We start from the raw sequence: 21168 nt of genomic DNA, 5'->3' as shown, positions 1-21168 counted from the left end.
TTGAAAAATTACTGAAAAATCTAAGTATTGTATAAATCGGATTATTTAGTATAAATTCTATTTTTCAGAATAACCTAAAACTTCCCAGCACCAACGTTTTTCTAAAATTCTATCTGCAAAGGTTACAGATTCCGGATCTGCATTTTCTTTTAGGACTTTCCACGCGGAGCCGTTTTCATTTTTAGAAATGATCCTTGCTCCTGCAAATTCTCCTCCAAGCTCTGCTGATTTTTGAACTGCTTCTTCCCATTCCATTTCTTGGAAAACCGGAATATATTCTCTAATCTCAGAAACCCATTCTAATGGAAAAGAAACCCCATGAGGGAGAACAAGAACAATCCTATGAAGCATATTTTCTCCTCGGTGCGCGAGTGTACGAGAAAGATAAGACGCTGGGACCTTGGAAAATTCTTCCATAATCTCTGTAATCAAGTCAGGATCGAAAGAAGTTTTAGGATATAAAACCAGGTCGGTGACTGCAAAAGGATCTTTAGTAAATCTATAATTCAATCTATCAAAGAATTCTTTTTTAGATTTTTCTAAATTACCTCCTCTCCACCAAATAGAAACATGTCTTGCACCTGATATTGAAAAATCTTCTAATGCAAATTTTTCGGCGAGTCCTGGAGAAAATGAAAATGTATCGGAAACTGAAGGATCTGGATCTGATAATAGGCTTCGAGGAGTTTCGTCCAACCTTCTATCCAATCTATCTTCTGAACGAAACAAAGTGGAACTAAGGGCTTCTGCACTAAAATTAGGAGTTCGGATCACTCTATAAGGAGGTTTAGGAAGATAAACCAAACCTTCTGACTCTGCATCTTTTCTCATCGCAGTTCCAGGCAAAATGGATAAGGGAAACACTTGCACCCATTCTCCCAGTCCATGTCCATAAAAGAATTCGATCCCTTCCATCACATCATCAGGAGTATCTCCAGGAAGTCCGATGATCAGATCTAATAAGAGTTCAATTCCTCTATCAGCCAACATTCTCGCGGCCTCGGCAACCTTCTCCGGACTTCCAAAACGTTTTACTCGTTTTAAGGTTTCCTTATTGATGGATTGCATTCCTAGTTCGATTCGATTGAAACCTGCTAATGCAAGTTTGTCTGCGATCTTTTCTGTAATTCCTTCAGATCTTAATTCTCCAAACATAGTCATGGATCTGTCTGAGTTTACATCTATGATTGCATCTAAAAATTCTTCGAAGCCAGGTCTATGATTGAATGTAGGATCTAAGAATACTAATTCTTTGGCTCCTTTATCTTTCAAATTGGAGAGAAGTTTGATCGTCTCAGGTATATCTAAAGTTCTTAATACATTACTACTCTTAGGATAAAAACAATAAGTGCATTGAGATCTACATCCTCTTACAGTCTCCAAGTAAGTAGATCTTGCAGGATCCACAGGCACAAACCCCTGCAAATAAGGAGAAGGATAACTAGTCAGTGGGAAGGAGGCATTCTCTTCCCGGGAAAATATTCCCATCTTTCCATCTTGTTCCCTAACTGCAATATTCGGCAATTTTCTAGGATCTTCTTTTTTGAGAAGAGTGTCCATAAGAGCGAAGAATGTATGCTCTGCTTCTCCAGAGACTGCTATATCATAACCTGTTTCGGAAAGAACAAATGGATTGTCCGGATTTACTTCAGGTCCACCAATTAAGATCTTAGTGGATGGTGATCTACGTTTTACTTCTTTTGCGAGATGAAGACTTCTTTCAGTATTCCAAAGATAAAGTGAGAAGCCCAAAAACTCAGGCTCATCTTTTGCGATCCTGTCTGCAAGTTGGCTATCGCCTTCTTTATCAGTGATATCAGGATCTAAAACTTCTAGCTCCAGGCCTTTTTTTTCCAGGCCATTCTCTCGAGCAGATACAGCTAAGCAGCCCGCCGCCAAGGGAACATTTCCAGTAGCTGCAAAGGCTGTAGGAGGAGGAACAGGCAATTGTACTAGTTTTAACTTTGCCATAAAGAAGCCTTGAATACAAGGCTTTAGACTTCTTCGGTTTCTACAATCCGGAAAAATGAATAAAACTACTCATTTGAGCGATATACAAAGTTTCTAATCTATGATTATATGTGTCTCCGATTTGTTATTTCGAAGTAATTAATAATTTATTTCCTAAAAATCCTCAGATCCGTTTTAACTTAGGGAGCATTTATGCGTTCACGTATTATCAGTGCAGTTTTATTGATACTAATTCTTTCACCAATGATTGGGAATTGTATCCCACATGAACATAATGGAGAGAATGAAGTTTCTTTCCTTTCAGGCCTTTTGTCCTCGGCTAAAAATTTAGGTTCTGCTCCTACTCATTCCGTGAGTGCGCAAACTGTAATATCGGGCATGTCAGCACAATCAAATTGGGCTTGGTGCCATAAATGCAACGGACTTTTTTATTTTGGTCCGGGGCAACCTCCTAATAGCATTTGTCCCAGAGATGGCGGACAACATGAAGCAATAGGAAGTGCAAACTATCAACTTCCCTATCTTAGCAACGGGCAACCCACTCCATCTGGATACCAAGACCATTGGCATTGGTGTAAAAATTGCCAGGCAATCTGGTTCGATCTTTCGGGTGCCCCGAATGTTTGTCCAAGGGGAGGAGCACATGATTCTACAGGAAGCGGTTCGTATGTTCTAGGCTTCACTTCCACTTCTCCAAACTCTCAGCAGGATCAATGGAGATGGTGCAACCAATGCGGAGTCCTTCATTACGGACCTTTAGTTTCTCAGAGTATGTGTCCTGCAACTCACGGAAATCATAGTACCTCTGGAAGTGGGAATTACTACATCGATTTCCAACCGAATCAAGTAATTCCAGTGAATCAAATGGAATTGGCTCTTTCTGTCGAAAACGGTAGTGCTGGTGGCATTTCCGCAGGTGGACAAATTTTAGGACAATCCGGCATCTATCCGACACCACAGAGTCCGTTAGCATATTATTCGCAAAATACGGGTGTTCAATCAGTGAAAATCGCGAATGCGCCTGATCGAGGGCTTAGCTATATGGCATATGCAAAAGGAAATATAATTCGTTTTGCTTCCGCTCCTCGGAATCAAATTACAACGGGAAATCTTGCCATGACAGATTTATCAGCGAGTAATATTAGCTTCTCTACGTTTTCCTCTTTCGGCTTCGTTTATTTTAAAGGAAATTTTTATCTGAACTATTCGAGTCCCCAAGGCGGCCAGAGTGTTTATAGAAGTAGCGATTGTATCAACTGGACTAATGTATTCGCGTATGGTGGATCAGGAAGTTATAATTATTCTTTGTCAGCAGTCGTGACAGGCGCCGGATCAGCTGCGGAAAAGATCTGGGTTTCTTACGCGACTCCTTTACCGGGTTACGGTGTTACAATCCGCACAAGTACCGACGGTTCAAATTGGACTAGTAGTTATTATTATTACAATAGCTCATACGCAACTTCCGCTCAGCTTGCTGCATTATCGAATGGAGAAACAATCCTAGCCTTTTCGATAGGAGGTGTTGGCGTTGTTCCAATACAATATGTGACATCTATAAATGGAATTTTTCCGAACAATACTGCGAACACGTTTCCGAATAATCCTAGCTCAAATACCTTTCGAGAAATCGATATTGTAAGTACTGGAACCAATGCAGATGTATTTCTTACCTTCATTGATTCTGGTTCCACAAGCAATGCATATCTGAAACGGTATAATTTGCAAAACGGGACAGAATTACAATCTGCCACGTACTCGGCACCGGCAGGTGGAGTTTTGCAGAAACCTTCGGTGAATTTAATTCCAGTATTTTAAGATCTGATTGGCCCCGATACTGGTCGGGGCCCTTTTCGTTTCATATAAGAAATAAAATCCTTAACCTTCAGTCTCTTCCCTTTTAGGAGCATGTTTTTTACATTCCTGTAGATCAGAAAACTTTTCCTTGGAAAGTTCACATTGTACTTGGAGCAAACTTTTATTCTCCACACAACTTCTGATAATCGCTTCGCTAGTCTCAGGTTTTAGTATGGATCTTAACATCAATGCTTGTACACCTTTTTCCATAGTTTCATCGTTTGCGATTAGTTTGGAAATATGGATCTGAGCATCTGAACATTCTTCCAAATTCGGTTTTGTTCTGCTGCAATCTGACAAGAAGAATACACTACATAAAAGAAAAGCGGACGTTATCCGCCCGCTTTTCTCGAAACCGAAAGAAAGTATTAATTTCTTACTTTTCAGTGTCATCAACGGCAGCAGCCGCTTCTACACGTTTACGAAGTTCTCTTACGTAGTTCTTGTCAGCTCCAGTAAGTTTCATCGCATCTTCGTAATATTTGATAGCCTTTTCGAAGTCTCCGGCTTGGAAGTAGTAAGTTCCTAGGTTTGCTTTTGCTCCCCAAGATTTTCCACCAGCTTTTTTATCAGCTTTGTCCCAGTTCTCTTTCGCTTTTTTGAAGCTAGGAGTTTCTCCAGTGATCTCTTGGTATCCATCGTCAAGGTACCCTGCAACTTCAGGATCTTCGTCATCTTTGAATACTTTGATATACTCAGTTTTAACTTTTGGAGAAAGTCTGTCTTTGATGTAAAGAGCAGCTTCGTCTAAAGCTTTTCCGAAAGAGTCAAGAACGGAAGGGCAATCTAAATTACCAACTCCTGCATCAACTTTTGCAGGGTTAGAAACTACAGCTTTTTTAACTTCTCCAGTTTCTACTTTGATTAAAGTAGCATCTAGAGGAATAAGCATATAACGGATACCAGTTTGTTTGCTGATTGGTCCATTTCCAGTATCAACTTGTTTTCCAGTTGCGATAGAAGCGATTGCTCCTCCAACTTTCAACGCAGCCGCGCCGTAATCTACCATCATCTCGCTTCCACACTCAGTGTATGGTTTTTGATAACCGATATGAAGAATTGCCTCTGCACCTAATTGGTTTCCGAGTTTCACACGGCTTTTAGTAATTCCGGTAAGAGTTAGAGTAGCCTCATTGATAGAGTCAGCTCTTTTGCTCAGGTCGATAAGTTTGTAATAAGTTTCCTTGTCAAAAGCTTCGAAAACTTTAGAAGGCATTTGATCAATAAAGCTGGAACCTGCTCCGAAAACGGTTTCCCAAAGACTTTTTTGGGGTTTTTCGACTGCTAATCCAACGTTGCGGATAGAGCCTAGGAATTTTTGAAGCTGGCGTCCCTCTTTTGATTTAGGAAAAACAGGGTATTCGACTTCAACTTTTTCGCCGCAGTTGGAAACCGAAAATGCAATAGCTCCTGCAAGGAGCAGAGCAGAGAATTTTTTCATTGGGTTAATACCAATCCTTTATGGATGATTTTTAGGAATAACTTCGTATTTGTTCCGGTATTTCTTTTCCTGTCAATTTATTTTAGGATACGGTCAGTCGGAGGCAAAAAACTTGGGGTCGGGAGAATGGATAATAGGTTTTGGGCATCAAACTGATTATAAAAACTTGCAAAACCTAGTTCTTTCGGCAATTTTACATTTAGGTTGCCGAACTCCAAAATATTGGAGTCGAAATTAAAAAAGAGATAGAACCGCCTAAACCGGCTGGGGGCCTAATGAAAACCATAGAGGATATTCGAAAATCCCTGGAATCCACTTATATGGAACATGAGATAGAGGAAAAACTTCCTCTCATCCAGGAGATCAACCGTCTCAAAAAAGAAAAAAACGCAGTACTTTTAGGACATAATTATATGACTCCGGATGTTTTTCACGGAGTTTCGGACATACTAGGAGATTCACTTTATCTAAGTAAGGCTGCCGCTGAAACGGATGCTGATATTATTCTTTTTAACGGGGTCCATTTTATGGCGGAGACTGCAAAGCTTATGTCTCCAGAGAAGAAGGTACTCATCGCTGATCTAAAAGCCGGCTGTTCCCTCGCAGAAAGTATCACTAGAGAAGATGTTAAAAAACTAAAAAGCCAGTATCCTGGAGTTCCAGTGGTGACTTACGTCAACTGCACTGCAGAAGTAAAAGCAGAAACTGATATTTGTTGTACTTCTGCAAACGCAGTCCAGATCGTAAACTCTTTGGATAGCGATACAGTTATCTTTCTTCCCGATGAATATCTTGCGGGGAATGTTCAAAAACAAACTAATAAAAAGATCATCTCCTTTCCTGGGCGTTGTATGGTACATGAGATGTACACTGCAGAAGATATACTTTCTGTCAGAAGACAATGGCCTGGAGTTACAGTAATCTCTCACCCAGAATGTAACACAGACGTGGTAGAAGTTTCCGATTTCGCTGGATCCACTTCTCAGATGTCCAAATATATCCGTGATTCAGGCGCTAAGGACGTATTCTTAGTTACTGAATGTTCTATGGGAGATAACCTTAGATCCGAATTCCCTGATAGACAATTTGTTTCTTCTTGCCGGACCTGTCCTCATATGAAACGAATCACATTAGAAAAAATTAAAGATGCGCTTCTATATGAACAATTCGAGATCAAGTTAGATCCGGAAATTGTAGAAAAAGGAAGAATGGCAGTCCAAAGAATGCTGGAAGTGAGTTATAAGTAACTTAATGTACAGAATAGGACAGGGATTAGACTTCCACAGACTGGAAACAAACGAGGCTCGCCCATTAATCTTGGGCGGAGCCATAATTGATTCAGAATATGCACTCATCGGTCATTCGGATGCCGACATCGTAATACATGCGTTAGCTGATGCAATTTTGGGAGCAATGGGACTAGGAGATATAGGACAATATTTCCCGGATACTGACCCTTCTCTTAAAAACATGGACTCCAAATTGATTTTACAAAAAACTTTAGATCTTGCTAAAGAGAAAAGTTTCAGTCTGGTAAATATTGACTGCACTTTGATAGGCGAAAGACCTAAAATTTCCCCACATAGAATAAAGATACAATCTTCCCTTTCTAATTTATTAGGAATACCTGAGGATTGTGTTTCTGTGAAAGCGACTACTACCGAAAAAATGGGAGCCTTGGGCAGAACCGAAGGATTGGGCGCAAGTTGCGTGGTACTTTTGCAGAAAAATTAAAACCTTCTCATAAAATCGCGATCAAATGGGCCGCAATTTTATCTATATTCATTACGATATTCTTATATATTCTAAAAGATCCATATTTAGAAACTTCTGCTTATTTATTAAGAAGAGAAGTATTAGAAGACTTACCTCTTGGAAGTTCTAAACGACGGGTAATGGATTATATCAAAAGAAAAAATCTGGACCTGGTTGGTTTTCATCAGGGGCAATTTCCGGATGATCCAGAATATGTTTCCGATATAATGGTATTCACCAAAAAAGGAACAGTCCAATCCAACGCATTCCATTGGATACCAACCGAGACTAGTTATATCGAAGTGAATTTGGGAATGTATGTAAATCTGAAAGAATTCAGATTTTGGAAAAACCCTTTTCCCCTCCGAGTGAGATTATACTTCTTATTTTCAAACCAACAATTAGTGCAGATCAGAGTGATCAAAAAATCGTTTCCTATTTAGCGGAACTTCTCCATTAATATCGCGTCTTCTCCAGGGCCGTAATAAGATTTTCTTCTTCCCGATTCTTTAAAACCTAATTTAGTATAAAGAGAAATAGCGGAAGAATTCAAATTAGAAACTTCTAAAATAGTTTTAGGAAATAGATCGCATAGTGTTTTTAGAATGGATTCTGCTTCTCCTTTTTTACGTTTTTCGGGAAGAATTCCGATCCGTAATAATTCTGAAAAATCTATTAAGTCCATATAAAATACGAAACCAGTATCTTCTTTGATCCAAGCCGGATGGTTTTCGATATGACTTTGGATAGAATAATTGGACCAAGAAAAATTTCCAAAAACGGTTTTTTCCATTTGGATCAGAATTTGTAAATCTTCAGGTTGGACCATTCTCCAACCTTGTGGCAGATCATTTTTTTTTCCAAGATCCAATCCATTTTCTCCTTGCGTGAGGCGGGATCTTCCATACTAATTAACGGTCGCTTTGCGAAAGCAATTTTCGATCAAACTCGAGGAGAAAATTTTTATGCAAACAATCGGGAAATATGTGTATGCTGTCCCGTTCCTACTTTTTGGGATCAATCACTTTATAGCTGGAAGCCAAATGGGCGGAATGGTTCCTGTTCCAGGCGGAGTTATTTGGATCTATGTAACTGGAGCAGCAATGATCGCAGCTTCGGTCAGCATTTTTATAAACAAAAAAACCAAACTCGCTATGATCCTATTGGCAGTACTTTTAGGAATTTACATTGTTCTTCTACACTTACCAGGAGCAATCAAAGGAGATATGTCTTCCACTATCAATACCTTGAAAGATCTGGGTCTTTTGGGTGGAGCTTTAGTAATCGCTGGAATTTCCAGAGACAACGCTTAATTTATAAAGGGAGAAGGATTTATGCCTTCTCCCCTTTCCTTCTATCTTCCTTTTCCTTTCAAAAAAATTCTATTTTCAGGATTTTCCGTGGACCATCCGTACAGTTCTCGGACATGGTATTTCAAATACGATTTCTTCCCGAGGTGAAATCAAATGAGGATTATATTCCTTCTTCTTTTTGTATTTCTGATTTCCGATTGTAAGAACCTAAGTAAATTTTCAGGAAAGAATACAAAACCTCCTACAGTCGAGGATCTTGAATCTTGGAAACGCCGTTTAAATATGGACGAATCCGAGATCATTGAGTTAGAGAAGAAGATCCGTGACATGGCTTCGAAGACCAGATCTGCAGGCGCTCTCAGTTGGAAGATTGCTCAAGGATATATGAAGATCGGTGATTACGACCTAGCATCTAAATATTATAATAAAGCAATCCAAGAAGAAGGTTCCGGAAAAACAGAAGTGATCGGCGCCGATGTTCATTTTTTTGAATCTTCTCTCCCCTATTTTGACAAGGCCTTACTTTTAATACCTGTAGACCAACAACTTCTTTTTGAAACTGCATTGTCTTATGCAAATGCCTCCAAGGACAGAGGTTGGGAACCTAAAAGAAGGCAGATCGCAATCGAAATTTTCCAATCACTTTCCAGACAAGATACAAGAGATTCCAGATTTCCATACCAATTGGCTTTGATCTATTTTGATTCTTCCATGGCCGATTCTTCATGGGAAGGGATTAATGCTGGCTTCCAAGACCAGGAGAAAGCGTTTACTCTTTTGGATTCTATCTTAAAAAAAGAGCCTCGAAATGTTCCTGTGCTATTTGCAAAAGGGAATTTTTTATATAGATCTGGAAAGGCACAAGAAGCAAAAGATATCTATCTACATTTAAAAAATACGATAGAAGGTCTTAAAAAGGACGGATTCATTAAAGAAGATCTAAACGAAAATGAATCTTATAAAAACGTAATTAATAATCTGAATAAAATGGAATCTCCTGAGAATTAATACACAATCCGGTATGGATTTTCTTTCTCTTTCTTCTCCAAGTTTATATAAAATACTAAGCAGATCCAGATTTTTATCCCAGAGCCTCTCCAAATCGGAGGTTCTGGAAAAATTAAAAGAAATACTTCCTAAAGATCTAAAAGAAAGAGCAGAGTTCGATTCTAAACATTACTCTTCTTCCTTAAATAAATTAGGAGTAGAGATCGTTTCCTATTTTGATCCTGAATATCCCAGTCTTCTCAAAGAAATTTATGATCCTCCTCCTAATTTATTCTGTTTCGGTAATATTGATCTTTTAAATCTTTCTTATCTGGCCGTTGTGGGAACGAGAAAAGTTTCCCCAATTACATTATATTATTCTAAACTAATTCCAAATTTTGTATCTTCTCTTGGATTAGATGGTATTGTTTCCGGTTTGGCATTGGGAGTGGATAAAGCAGCAATGTTGCACGCCTTGGACCAAGAAATTCCAGTGATAGGAGTGATGGGCACAGGCCCTGAAAAAGAATATCCTTACGAAAACAGGAATTTGTATAAAAGAATGAAATCTTCTGTCAATGGTTTAGTGATCACTGAATGTCCTCCCGATTTTGAAGTCAGAAAATATGCATTCCCAAAAAGAAACAGGATCATCACTGGAATCTCACCTTCTCTTTTAGTGATGGAAGCTCCTTCTAAAAGTGGAGCGTTGTCTTCTGCATCTAACGCAATTTCTCAAGATAGAGATGTTTTCGTTTTTGATCATCCGCTACAAACACAGAACCAAGGCGGAAAAAAATTACTCTCAGAAGGCGCAAGTCCAGCCTCGTTTGATAATTGTCAAAATCATGGAGAGAAAATTTTTCATTTGGAAGAAATTCTTCCTTCTAACTTCGAAGAAATTCCGGGAATGCTTGCTCGATTGGGAAAAAACAAATTGAATGGTAATTGGATCGATCTAGGAAACGGTTTCATTCGATCCGTTCAATAAATAGAAAAAGGAATCAACCTTGTCTCTTTGGAATCGGTATAAGTCCGAACTATTCGAACAATCTCCTGCTTGGTCCTTAGGATTTTTTAGATTCGGGTTCGGTATTCTTTTATTTTTTACTTCAGCTCGTTATATTTATTACGGTTGGGTGCAAAAATATTTTTTAGAGCCGAGTTTTCACTTTAAACATTTCGGATTCTCTTGGGTGGGAGTAATTCCAGGGCCATTATTATATTTTGTTTTCATAATATTATGTGTCACGGCCGTATTCATCTCTCTTGGAGTTTTATACAGGACCTCAATTTTCATTTATTGGCTGGGATTTTCTTATTTTAATCTTTTAGATGTTTCCACTTATCTAAATCACTATTATCTAATTTTTTTATTACTCTTTCTTTTGTTTTGGATCCCTGCAGATCGTTGTTTTTCTTTATCTCATTTTTTAGAAGCATATCGAAATGGAAGATGGAGCACTCCTAAAATTCCAAATTGGTCTTTATGGATCCTACGATTCCAAATCGGTTGTGTTTATTTTTTCGGGGGCTTAGCAAAATTAGTTCCTGATTGGTTATTCTCTGCTCAACCTCTTAGGATTTGGTTAGCACGAAATACAGATTTTCCAGTGATCGGTGGTTTTTTTTCTTATCCTATTGCAGGGTATGTTTTTAGTTATGCAGGATTATTTTTCGATCTGCTTGTTCCATTCTGTCTTCTTAAAAAAAATCTAAGACCTTGGGCATATAGTTTTGTTCTGATCTTTCATATTCTCACCTGGAGACTTTTTCCTATCGGAATGTTTCCTTGGATCATGATCTTCTCCGCATTATTATTTTTCCCCCCGACTTGGCCAATTAAAGTTAGAGGATTTCTGAAAAGAAGAGGGATTTTTCCCTATGGGGAATTAAGAAATTTATTCAAAACCGCTTGGAATAAACTCCCAGTTAGGTTTCGTTTTCTTTCTGCAAAATTTTTATTAATACTTTTACGCACTTTAGAAAAACCGAATGTATTGGGAAGAAGTTTCGAAACCAAACTTGGAGACTTCGCTTCTCATTTTGTTTCCAGATTCGGAATCTGGGCGGTATCCTTGTATATTTTGATCCAAGTGATTTTTCCTCTAAGGCATTTTTTATATCCAGGGAATCATCTATGGACGGAACAAGGCTTTAGATTCGCATGGCATATCATGCTCATCCAAAAAAATGGATTCGCAAGCTTCCAAGTGGTCAATTTGCGGACCGGTGAGACCCAGTACGTTTTACCTGAGTCTTATTTAAACGAAGTACAAAAAACAATGATGAGTACTCAGCCTGATCTGATCCTACAATTCGCCCATTTCTTAGGGGATAGAGAAAAGAAAAGAACTGGTGATGATATCGCAGTCTATGCAGAAGTTAGAGTTTCTCTAAATGGTAAAAAAAGCCTGCCATTTATTGATCCAAATCGAGATCTAATGAAAGTGAAGGATAATTTTTTTCATAAAGATTGGGTCCTCCCCGACTTTAAATAATATTGTTATTCGAATATTCCAAATCCTTTATTTACGTATTTTCAATCTCTTTTAATGAGACATAATACTACTCTAATCCAATATATAACTATGTAATTCGGCGATTCTCTTTTTCAAACGAACGTCCGTTTAACATCAAAAGTGTTATAAATAAATTTTTTCCGTCAAATGACCCAGAAAATGCCTTTTATTGTTGCAGAAATAACACATATGCGTTATACACCCTTCTCTAAATAGATATTTGTGCTTATACGATCGGCTTGGATGAAATCTTGAAGGATTAGATATTTTGAATTTAGAATGTTCTGGGGAATATTACATAATTCTGATTCATTAGATCACTTTGATCAACCAAGACCTGAGTTTATGAGATTTTTGAGTTAGGTCGCTTAGTTTCATGGGAATTTTGATTAAAAAATATATTCTCCGGGCAGTCATATCCTTTACCCTTTTGTTTTCTTTTGGAGCTTGTTCTGCGTGGCCTGTGCTTATCGGTGCGGCGGGTTTAGCTGCTCGTAAAAAAAGTTCCGCCTTTCCTTTCTTCCCCAACATGTCTAGCCCAAGTGGTCCTCCTGTTTTGGATCGGATCGAAATTTCTGCCCCTACAAATAGTTTTGCAAAAGCTACTAGCATCCAATTAAAAGCGACCGCAATCTATTCCAATAACACAAACGTAGATATTACCAACGATGCGAGTTGGTCCACTGTGGATTCTTCCATTATCCAAATGACTGCTTTGATTACTGGGCAGGCAAAAGGAATAAATGACGGAACAACCGATGTCTCCATAGACTATTTGGGAAAAACAGATGTAGTAGCTTTGACTGTAACTGCATCTCCGTTAACCGGCATCTCTATTGTATGTGATAATTCTCATACAAGTCTTCCTCAAGGAACAACCAGACAATGTAAATTGATGGGAGATTTCGGAGATGGTACACATCAGGATCTTACAAATGATCCGGATGTTTTATGGGACACCGCCAACAGTTCTGTCGCGACAGTAGATAGCCAAGGTCTAGTATATGGTGCTTCTGTTGGAAGTACAACAATCACTGCAGATTTTGAATCCTTCTCCGCAAATATTCCAATTACTGTAAGTAATGCAACTTTGGTTTCTATTTCGGTTACTCCAAGTAATAGTTCTTACGCTTTGGGAAGTACTCAACAATACTCTGCAGTCGGAACTTATAGTGATAATTCCACTCAAAATATTACAACTCAAGTTGCTTGGTCGTCTTCAGATACCTCTGTCGCAACTATAGATAATAGTACAAATAAAGGACTTTTAGATACAGAGTCTGTTGGAAGTACAACAATCACTGCAAATTTAGGAGCTATCAGTGCAATCACACAGGCAACAGTAACTTCTGCAGTTCTAACAAAAATTATAATCACTCCTGCAAATCCAAAAGTTGCAAACGGAAACTATTTGAATTTGACTGCTACAGGAATTTTTTCAGATGGATCTTCTTCTGACATTTCTGCGCAGACAACTTGGTCCAGCCAAGACACGAATATAGCAACCGTATCCAACGGAGCAGGTTTACAAGGTAGAGTTACCGGTAATAGTGTAGGCACTACGAATATTACTGCTGCGATCGGAGGAATCAGCCAAACTATTTCTTTCGAAGTTACTGCGGCAACATTAAGCTCCATCCAAGTGATCGCTGATCAAGCTTCCATCCATAGAGGAACAATCACTTACGTTTTGGCCACTGGTATTTATTCAGATGGTTCTTCTAGAAATATAAGCGATCAGGTTTCTTGGTCTATCTCGGATACATCTAGATTACAATTAGGAAGTTTGAATTCTATTCCAAAACAGAAAGTACAATCTCCTGATTCAGGAACATTAGGTACAGTGACCGTGACTGCAACTTCAGGAGCAGTCAATGGGACTACAGATATCACAGTGACTGCTGCGAACTTAGTGTCCATACAAGTAAATCCTACGAACCCTACAGTTGCGAATGGACTAATGCAGTCATTTACTGCAATCGGAACATTCTCGGATAATTCTACTCAAGATATTACTAGCTCTGTAGCGTGGAGTTCTTCTGATACAAATATCGCGACAATTAGCAATACCACTGGAACGAATGGGCAAGCCACGACGTTAACTACTGGTAGTACAAATATTAGTGCAACCCTGAGCGGTGTAGTTTCTCCGGATAGTACATTAACAGTTACTAATGCAACTCTAGATTCAATTACGATTACACCTGGAAATCCAAGTGTTCCAAAAGGAACTTCTTTAGCTTTAACTGCGACAGGAATTTATACTGACGGAACCAGTTCGAATATTACCACTCAGGTTACTTGGAGTAGTTCGAATCCTTCGATTGCTACAGTTGATAATACTGTTGGACAAGAAGGAAAGGGAACAGGTGTAAATGTAGGGACAACGAATGTGTCCGCACTTCTTTCCGGAAAAACTGCAACTGTTTCTTTCAAGGTAACTTCTGCTACTCTGACTTCAATACAAGTAATCCCGAATAATGCATCCATTCCGAAAGGCACATTTACTTATGCGGAGGCTAAGGGTGTATATTCTGACGGTACTTCTCAAAATATCAGTGATCAGGTAATTTGGAGTAGTTCAGACACAAGTATTTTACAAATCGGAACCTTAAATTCAGATCCTAGGATGAAAGTGTTTTCTCAAAGCACTGGAAATATTGGAATTTCTACAATTACAGCATCTATTAACGGCACTAGCGGGACCGCAAATGTAGAAGTGACTAACGCGACCCTCTTAACTATTCAAGTCAACCCAACGAACCCGAGTGTAGCTTTAGGTGTTGGGCAAAACTTTACCGCTGTAGGAACTTATACAGATGATACAACTAAGGATCTAACTGACCAAGTCACTTGGGATTCTTCGAATACGAGTGTGGCAACGATTAGCAATAGTTCCGGAACAATAGGAAATGCAACCAGTCTTTCATTAGGAAATACGAATATTACTGCTACATTGGGCGCCACAACTTCTCCTGCAAGTGTACTGACTGTTACGAATGCAACTCTGCAATCGATCACAATAACACCGGGTAATCCAAGCACCCCTAAGGGAAGAAGTATTAATCTTGTCGCCACAGGTATATTCACTGATGGGTCTTCTCAAAACATCACTACTCAGGTTACTTGGGCAAGTAATTCTAATTCGATTGTAAGTATTGATAATTGGCAGGGAACAGAAGGTAAAGCAACAGGCGTAAATACAGGAAATACTACTGTATCGGCTACATTAGGAAGTGTTACCGGAACTTCTCCTTTTAAAGTAACTGCTGCTATTCTATCTTCTATCCAAGTAACCTCGGATGAAAATCCGCTTCACCAAGGAACGTCCACTTATGTTCTTGCTACCGGAGTTTATTCTGACGGAAGCACTTTGAATATAAGCGATCAGGTAACCTGGAATTCTTCCGACACAACTGTGATCCAATTGGGAACTGTAAATTCAATACCTAAAAAGAATATCATGGCAACTGGAGGAAGCCTTGGCACTTCTACAGTTAGTGCGATGTTAGGAGCAGTCACCGGTTCTTCAGATATTACTGTAATAGCAGCCGCGTTAGTCTCCATCCAAGTGACCCCTACAAATCCAAGCGTGGCCTCTGGACTTACTCAAAGTTTTATGGCGACTGGAACTTATACGGATGGAACTACACAAGATCTCACCGCACAAGTAAATTGGACTTCTTCGAATACGAGCGTTGCTACTATAAGTAACTCCGCTGGTTCCAGAGGCCTTGCATCAACATTCTCTACTGGAACTTCTTCCATCACTGCAACTTATAGCGGCGGGCCAAGTGCGTCCACTACCCTAACTGTGACTGCGGCAATTTTAGAAACGATTACGATCAATCCGTCTCTTCCATCTGTTCCTAGAGGAAGAAATTTAGATCTAGTCGCGACAGGAACATATTCGGATGGAAGCTGGATGGATCTGACTACTCAGGTCACCTGGGCAAGTAATAATACGTCCATAGCAACTGTAGATAATGTAATGGGAAAACAAGGAAAGGCTACGGGTGTAAATGTAGGACAAACGAATGTCACTGCTACCTTAGCCGGTGTTTCCGGAGTAGCAACATTCAAAGTTACGAATGCGGTTTTGACCTCGATTGAAGTTTTCTTAAATCAATCCACAATCGCATTAGGAACTTCTACTCAAGCTCAAGCAATCGGAACTTATTCTGATGACACTACATTAAATATTAGTGATCAAGTTTCTTGGAATAGTTCTCAGGCTACTGTAATTCAAGTAGGAAACCTAATAGCAGGTCCTGCTAAAATAATGAATTCTCCATCAGGAGGAAGCCAAGGATCATCCGTAATCTCTGCAACTCTTGGTTCAGAAACCGGATCCGCAACTCTGAATGTAACCGCTGCAACTTTGGTATCCATTCAGATTGATCCTACAAATCCAAGTATCGCATTGGGTCTTCCTCAAAACTTTAATGCTACTGGAACTTATACAGACGGATCCACATTAAATCTTACAAATTTAGTTACCTGGACTTCTTCCGATACAAGTAAGGCGACGATTAGCAATGCAAATGGCTCTCAAGGAAAGGCGACTACCGTTGCAACTGGCGCTACAAATATTACTGCTTCTTATAGTGGAGTGACATCTCCTGCTAGCACGTTAACCATCACTTCCCCTACTTTATCTTCCATCACGATTGCTCCTGCCCCAAGTCTGAGCATTGCAAAAGGTAGAACACAAAACTTTACTGCTACAGGTATATACACGGATGGAACCACTCAAGATCTAACTCTGCAAGCTACCTGGACCAGCACTGACGCAAGTAAAGTTACTGTTGGAAATTCAGGAGGAACAAGCGGACTAATTACTGCGGTGAATACTGGTGCCGCTCAAATTGTTGCAACTTACGGTGGTATGCAAAGTACACCTACGGATGTAACTGTCACATCTGCTGTGTTGAATTCTATTCAGATTGCTCCTGTGAATTATAGTCTTCCAAAAGGAAATACTGTAAATTATACCGCGAATGGAACCTACTCTGATGGAACCACATTGGATTTAACTGCTCAAGTTACTTGGGCATCATCTAATACAAGTAGAGCGGTGATCAGCAATGCTTCCGGTAATAATGGTCTATTGACTGCGGTGAATAATGGATCTAGCACCATCTCCGCGACATTGGGTTCTGTTACTGGTTCTTCTAACCTTACTGTAACAGCAGCACAACTTGTTTCGGTCTCTGTTTCTCCTACAACTCCTACTATCTATCAGACCCAGACACAAAACTTTACTGCGACTGGAACTTATACGGATGCAAGCACACAAAACATCACCACATCGGTAGTGTGGAGTTCTTCTGATACAAGCAAAGCGACTATCAGCAATTCTTCCGGAACAGAAGGTAGAGCAACGGGTGTAGCGGCGGGAACAAGTACGATCACTGCGACTATCGGTGTATTGAGCGGAAACACTACTCTTACAGTAGAAGCTGTAGACTTAATTCCTCCTACAGTCACAAACGTTGTGTCTCTTACACCTACTACTATCCAAGTCACTTATTCAGAATCTATGGCAAGTGGACCTGCAACTACTGCGGCAAACTATAAGATAGTATCTACGTCTGCACTAGCAGGAAGTTGTTCTGATAATTCTAACTTCACGTCCAGCAGTTCAGCGATCACAGTTTCCTCCGTATCAGGTAATGGAGCAGTGTTCGTTCTGACCTTGGGCTCAGCTCAAACAAGTGGAGCTGGATATACATTAGTTGCGAATAAATCCGCAATCGTGGATCTGTCTCCAGTCTCAAATGCACTTACTTGTCCAAACTATGCTGACTTCTTAGGACAAGAACAACTCAAGGTTACTACAGCTTCTTGTTCCAGCGTAACTTCAGCGATAGTAAGCTTCTCTAAACCTATCAAATCTGGAAACAATACGACTGGTTCTGCAGAATGTAGCACTACTACTGAATGCGGAAAACGTTATTCGTTCATTGGAACAAATAGTTTAGGAACCGTGAATTCAGCTAAGATCCTAGATGGTATCGTTTGCGGCGGAGCAGCTGCGAATTCTTCCAAGGTTTGCGTAACACATAACCTGATACAAACAGGAGCGCAATATACAGTTATCGTGGCAAATAATGCCGATGGAGATGGATTCGATAACAGTACTTGGGGATCTATTAGAGATTCAGGTTCTACTGAGAATGTTCAATCTTCACCTAGGGACAGAGCTTCATTTATAGGTTGTGGAACTTCTCCTGTAAACTTTGCTGATGGTCCTATCTCAATTGACCCGAATGGTTCTTCCTTTGGATATCTGATAGACTTTAACGGAAAAATTTATAACGGTCCAAATACTGCCGGAAGTGGAGCTTTACGTTTCGGTTATGATGGAAATACTCCTGAAAACGTTCAGTTCAGTTTCACTAAAGATACTAACGCTCAGAACAGTGATGCTACTAATGTTAGTTCCAACACTGCAACTACAAGGGAAACTTCGATAGCGGTTCCTCCTTACGTGACCTTAGGGCATACCTCTTGCACCACAAATAACGCAACTTTGGCAAGCGGTTGTGGACCAGATAACGAAAACAGCAGAGGTATATTCACTACAGGTATCTTAGGCACAACTCCATACGTGTTCATAGGTGGAGCAAGAACCACGCCAGATGGATCAGGAAACTATCTATTCGATTATCTGTATTATTCTGCAGATACATCTACAAACTTAAACTATAAGTATATAGATATGTCCACGATCACAGGAACAGTTACTGCAGCGGCTTCCGCATTGGTAGTGCAAAATAATCGGATCTATCCTGGATTCGCAAAAGCAAGTAACCAGGGAGGTCCTATCGTAGGCGGATTGTTAGGCGGATTGAATGCTCCGGATCTAGGATTTATTACATTCAATAGTTCGGATTCAGGCACTACAGGAAATTGTACTGCCGGCTCTAATTGTGATGCTTATGATGGAAGTAATGGAAGAAGGTTCCTTATCAATCATATGCCTTACTTCGGAGGACCGACCTCAGGTGGACTAGTCAATAATAACTCTTCTCCGAACTGGGCTTATTATATCGGCGTAGATTCTCTATTCGTATTCAATAATAGGATCTATGCTGCAAACGGTGGATTACATGCTGTAGATCATAATGGTACTATTATCAGAACAAACACATTGAACCCAACAACTGCATGTAGTTCTCCGAATACTTGTGCGGACTGGGTAGAAGTAGGGCCTAGATCAAATCAAAAATGGCATAATAGTCCTACGAATAACTACTTCTCCTTGGAATTATCAAAACTGTACGACTTAACTCCTGGAGATAAAGCATTCTCTCAATTCGCCGAGTTTAACGGAAAACTTTATGTGACTCGGACTATTTGCGTCCAAGGTACACAAGCTTCTGCGATACGGACCGCAGCAGGAACAGTCACTGGTTGTACAAACGGAAGTGATACGAATAGAAGGGCTCAACTTTGGAAATGTGATCCTACTCTAACTGGAGGTTCTGGTGATTGTGATGCAGGAGATTGGACAGTCGTTGGAGACGATAACTCTGGTATCACAAACTTCGGAGATGCTACAAACAGAACCATGTCAATGGTTGTGAAAAATGGATCTTATCTATACGTAGGTTTCGACCATCCGAGTGGTATCCGTATCTACAGAACTAATACTGCAGATCCTGGATCAGCATCTAATGTTTGGACCCAAGTAAGCGGGGCAGGACTAACTGACTCAACAAATGTGCAACAGATATTCTCTGCGATCTCGGTTCCGTCCGGAAGTATTAACTATCTGTATGTAAGCGTTGGAAAAAATAACGTTCCAGTAAGAGTGTATAGGCAGCAAAACTAATGAAGAAGCATCCAATTTTTCTTATATACTTACTCTTCCTCGTGGAAGCTTGCAGCAATGTTGGAAGATCAGAACCATTAAGATTCGAAAGGATCCAAAAGAATGGCTCTTCTGTTTTTCAAGCCCAGGCAGATAGCACTTTAGTTTCAGGAAGTTGGGAATACAAGTTTAGGCTCAAACAAGCGGATCGTGTAAATTTAGTATTGGATGTTCACTCTGCCAAAGAAGGACTCTCTATCAAATTAGTTCGAAACCGCTTTTTATTCCCGAAAATTTATCACTGCCCCCGTTCTTCTGAAAAAGAAAAATTTTGTAAATTAGAGATCTCTAATCCGGAAGAAGGAGAGTATTCACTGGTATTAGATCTAACCGGAAAAGAAAACTCAGGACCTGTGGCCTATAGGATTTTTGCCGCTGTCCATGGACCTGGCTTTGCTTCTGTTGCATGGGAGGAAGAAATTGTACGCCGTTAAGATATACATTACTATTTTATTAACCATTTGTTTCTCAATCGGCTGTAGACATGCCTGGATCAGTTATCCTCAAAAGGTTCCTGAACCTTGTAGATTGTACCAAGGATCTAAAGAATGCAAATTGGCTATGGAAGAAAGAGCAAATCATACCAGTCAAAACGGACCGGTGCATTCTATAAACCAAACCTACTATTTATTCGGGCTCTACCCTTCCGAAATAGTAGTAAATTTGGAGAAATATTGCCCAAGCGGGCCTAAATCGGCTCACCAATTCCAATCGTTTGCGGATGCTTTTTGGGAACAAATCACACTTCTTATCTATTCCCCTAGGACTCTGGAGATAGAATGTTATCCTATATAAGAAAAATATGTTTCTCTTTATACCTGATATTATTCGGGATTTATTGCCATTCTACCGTTTTGATGCATAAATCAGATGTATTACCCCTCACCCAACAGGAAAAACCACCCCTTCCAGAAAAAAACCTGAAACAAAGTAGTACGTTATTCGGCACTTACTTCCTTTCTAACAAAGAAGAAGCTATTTGTAAGAATAATATTCCTGCAGAAGTGAAGTTAGTGACTACGACCGGAGATTCTCTAATACATTTTTTTATGGGCCCATTCTATAATACCAAGACTGTGATCGTATATTGCAGGCCTTTACGTATCCTAGACGGAAATAATTTCGGTCAATAGAGACATAACTAAATAGTTTAGAAAAAATTTTCACGTTAGTCTCTTATTAATAGAACGAGATATTTTTCATTCTTCCAATTCTGGAAAAACATTTCAGATCCAGATATGTTAATTTAAAGTCAAAATACTACTTTAAAAAGATGTAATTCGTTCGAATTACGAAATCCGTATTGTAATCAATCGATTACATTTCTACTTTCAAATAATAATCTTTGAGGCTCGTTGGTTTTCTACATTTTTAAGAGTAAATATTCTTAGAAGCAAATAGCAGTATCTACCTCCTGATAAAAATTTTACCACTTAAGTAATGTTT

Annotated in this window: 16 protein-coding genes; 12 read left to right on the top strand and 4 right to left on the bottom strand. The window is 39.5% G+C overall.

Translation table 11 applies throughout. The features are described from left to right. Positions 1 to 57 precede the first annotated feature (57 nt). On the bottom strand, positions 58 to 1971 hold the full coding sequence (locus CH362_RS04530; RefSeq protein WP_100709116.1) for a B12-binding domain-containing radical SAM protein: 1914 nt from the start codon (positions 1969 to 1971) through the stop codon (positions 58 to 60). Positions 1972 to 2163: 192 nt separating this feature from the next. On the opposite strand from CH362_RS04530, the gene CH362_RS04525 reads away from it, so the two are divergent. Continuing rightward, positions 2164 to 3786, top strand: coding sequence for a hypothetical protein (locus CH362_RS04525; RefSeq protein ID WP_100709115.1), 1623 nt, complete (start codon positions 2164 to 2166; stop codon positions 3784 to 3786). Between the two features lie 60 nt (positions 3787 to 3846). Here the strand turns inward: CH362_RS04525 and lep are convergent, their stop codons facing one another. Continuing rightward, entirely contained in the window at positions 3847 to 4218 is a 372-nt protein-coding gene (gene lep, locus CH362_RS04520) for a LipL41-expression chaperone Lep (protein ID WP_100709114.1), read from the bottom strand. Continuing rightward, entirely contained in the window at positions 4202 to 5266 is a 1065-nt protein-coding gene (locus CH362_RS04515; RefSeq protein WP_100709113.1) for a lipoprotein LipL41, read from the bottom strand. Before CH362_RS04515 ends, lep begins: the two co-directional genes overlap by 17 nt. A gap of 275 nt (positions 5267 to 5541) precedes the next feature. Between CH362_RS04515 and nadA the strand changes: the two genes are divergently transcribed. From nadA to CH362_RS04500, 3 genes are read left to right on the top strand one after another with little or no spacing between them, the layout of a single operon-like run. Continuing rightward, positions 5542 to 6513 (top strand): quinolinate synthase NadA, encoded by a 972-nt coding sequence (nadA, locus tag CH362_RS04510; protein WP_086448087.1) that lies wholly within the window; start codon positions 5542 to 5544, stop codon positions 6511 to 6513. A gap of 4 nt (positions 6514 to 6517) precedes the next feature. Continuing rightward, positions 6518 to 7000 carry a 2-C-methyl-D-erythritol 2,4-cyclodiphosphate synthase gene (gene ispF / locus CH362_RS04505; RefSeq protein WP_100709112.1) on the top strand — a complete coding sequence of 161 codons (483 nt, stop codon included), beginning with the start codon at positions 6518 to 6520 and terminating at the stop codon, positions 6998 to 7000. Next, complete coding sequence (locus CH362_RS04500) at positions 6973 to 7464, top strand: hypothetical protein (protein ID WP_100709111.1); 492 nt, start codon at positions 6973 to 6975, stop codon at positions 7462 to 7464. The genes ispF and CH362_RS04500 overlap by 28 nt, the downstream gene beginning before the upstream one ends. Here the strand turns inward: CH362_RS04500 and CH362_RS04495 are convergent. Beyond that, the gene (locus CH362_RS04495; protein ID WP_100709110.1) at positions 7461 to 7892 is read right to left on the bottom strand and encodes a GNAT family protein; all 432 of its coding nucleotides are present in this window, start codon (positions 7890 to 7892) and stop codon (positions 7461 to 7463) included. The genes CH362_RS04500 and CH362_RS04495 overlap by 4 nt on opposite strands. Before the next feature lie 94 nt (positions 7893 to 7986). Here CH362_RS04495 and CH362_RS04490 point away from each other — a divergent pair, with 94 nt between their 5' ends. The 8 genes from CH362_RS04490 to CH362_RS04455 all read left to right on the top strand — a co-directional run bounded on the left by CH362_RS04490 (position 7987) and on the right by CH362_RS04455 (position 20855). After that, positions 7987 to 8334 (top strand): DoxX family protein, encoded by a 348-nt coding sequence (locus CH362_RS04490; protein ID WP_100709109.1) that lies wholly within the window; start codon positions 7987 to 7989, stop codon positions 8332 to 8334. Between the two features lie 153 nt (positions 8335 to 8487). Then, on the top strand, positions 8488 to 9342 hold the full coding sequence (locus CH362_RS04485; protein WP_100709108.1) for a tetratricopeptide repeat protein: 855 nt from the start codon (positions 8488 to 8490) through the stop codon (positions 9340 to 9342). Between the two features lie 13 nt (positions 9343 to 9355). Then, on the top strand, positions 9356 to 10312 hold the full coding sequence (locus CH362_RS04480) for a DNA-processing protein DprA (protein ID WP_100709107.1): 957 nt from the start codon (positions 9356 to 9358) through the stop codon (positions 10310 to 10312). Positions 10313 to 10331: 19 nt separating this feature from the next. Further along, the gene (locus CH362_RS04475) at positions 10332 to 11822 is read left to right on the top strand and encodes an HTTM domain-containing protein (RefSeq protein ID WP_100709106.1); all 1491 of its coding nucleotides are present in this window, start codon (positions 10332 to 10334) and stop codon (positions 11820 to 11822) included. 397 nt (positions 11823 to 12219) lie between these two features. Beyond that, entirely contained in the window at positions 12220 to 19683 is a 7464-nt protein-coding gene (locus tag CH362_RS04470; protein ID WP_100709105.1) for a beta strand repeat-containing protein, read from the top strand. After that, positions 19683 to 20156, top strand: coding sequence for an LIC_10463 family lipoprotein (locus CH362_RS04465; RefSeq protein ID WP_100709104.1), 474 nt, complete (start codon positions 19683 to 19685; stop codon positions 20154 to 20156). The genes CH362_RS04470 and CH362_RS04465 overlap by 1 nt, the downstream gene beginning before the upstream one ends. Continuing rightward, positions 20104 to 20517 (top strand): Bor/Iss family lipoprotein, encoded by a 414-nt coding sequence (locus tag CH362_RS04460; RefSeq protein ID WP_165780225.1) that lies wholly within the window; start codon positions 20104 to 20106, stop codon positions 20515 to 20517. Before CH362_RS04465 ends, CH362_RS04460 begins: the two co-directional genes overlap by 53 nt. Next, complete coding sequence (locus CH362_RS04455) at positions 20502 to 20855, top strand: LIC_10461 domain-containing protein (RefSeq protein ID WP_100709102.1); 354 nt, start codon at positions 20502 to 20504, stop codon at positions 20853 to 20855. Before CH362_RS04460 ends, CH362_RS04455 begins: the two co-directional genes overlap by 16 nt. Positions 20856 to 21168: the final 313 nt, after the last annotated feature.

Source organism: Leptospira saintgironsiae (assembly GCF_002811765.1).
Classification (GTDB): Bacteria; Spirochaetota; Leptospiria; order Leptospirales; family Leptospiraceae; genus Leptospira_B; species Leptospira_B saintgironsiae.
This window is presented reverse-complemented; position numbering and strand designations above follow the sequence as displayed.

Excerpts from the sequence above, each read along its gene's own strand:
- CH362_RS04470 (WP_100709105.1), top strand. The coding sequence starts at position 12,220 with ATGGGAATTTTGATTAAAAAATATATTCTCCGGGCAGTCATATCCTTT.
- ispF (WP_100709112.1), top strand. The coding sequence starts at position 6,518 with ATGTACAGAATAGGACAGGGATTAGACTTCCACAGACTGGAAACAAAC.
- CH362_RS04530 (WP_100709116.1), bottom strand. The coding sequence starts at position 1,971 with ATGGCAAAGTTAAAACTAGTACAATTGCCTGTTCCTCCTCCTACAGCC.
- CH362_RS04485 (WP_100709108.1), top strand. The coding sequence starts at position 8,488 with ATGAGGATTATATTCCTTCTTCTTTTTGTATTTCTGATTTCCGATTGT.
- CH362_RS04455 (WP_100709102.1), top strand. The coding sequence starts at position 20,502 with ATGTTATCCTATATAAGAAAAATATGTTTCTCTTTATACCTGATATTA.
- CH362_RS04480 (WP_100709107.1), top strand. The coding sequence starts at position 9,356 with ATGGATTTTCTTTCTCTTTCTTCTCCAAGTTTATATAAAATACTAAGC.
- CH362_RS04525 (WP_100709115.1), top strand. The coding sequence starts at position 2,164 with ATGCGTTCACGTATTATCAGTGCAGTTTTATTGATACTAATTCTTTCA.
- CH362_RS04460 (WP_165780225.1), top strand. The coding sequence starts at position 20,104 with ATGGACCTGGCTTTGCTTCTGTTGCATGGGAGGAAGAAATTGTACGCC.
- CH362_RS04490 (WP_100709109.1), top strand. The coding sequence starts at position 7,987 with ATGCAAACAATCGGGAAATATGTGTATGCTGTCCCGTTCCTACTTTTT.
- lep (WP_100709114.1), bottom strand. The coding sequence starts at position 4,218 with ATGACACTGAAAAGTAAGAAATTAATACTTTCTTTCGGTTTCGAGAAA.
- nadA (WP_086448087.1), top strand. The coding sequence starts at position 5,542 with ATGAAAACCATAGAGGATATTCGAAAATCCCTGGAATCCACTTATATG.
- CH362_RS04465 (WP_100709104.1), top strand. The coding sequence starts at position 19,683 with ATGAAGAAGCATCCAATTTTTCTTATATACTTACTCTTCCTCGTGGAA.
- CH362_RS04515 (WP_100709113.1), bottom strand. The coding sequence starts at position 5,266 with ATGAAAAAATTCTCTGCTCTGCTCCTTGCAGGAGCTATTGCATTTTCG.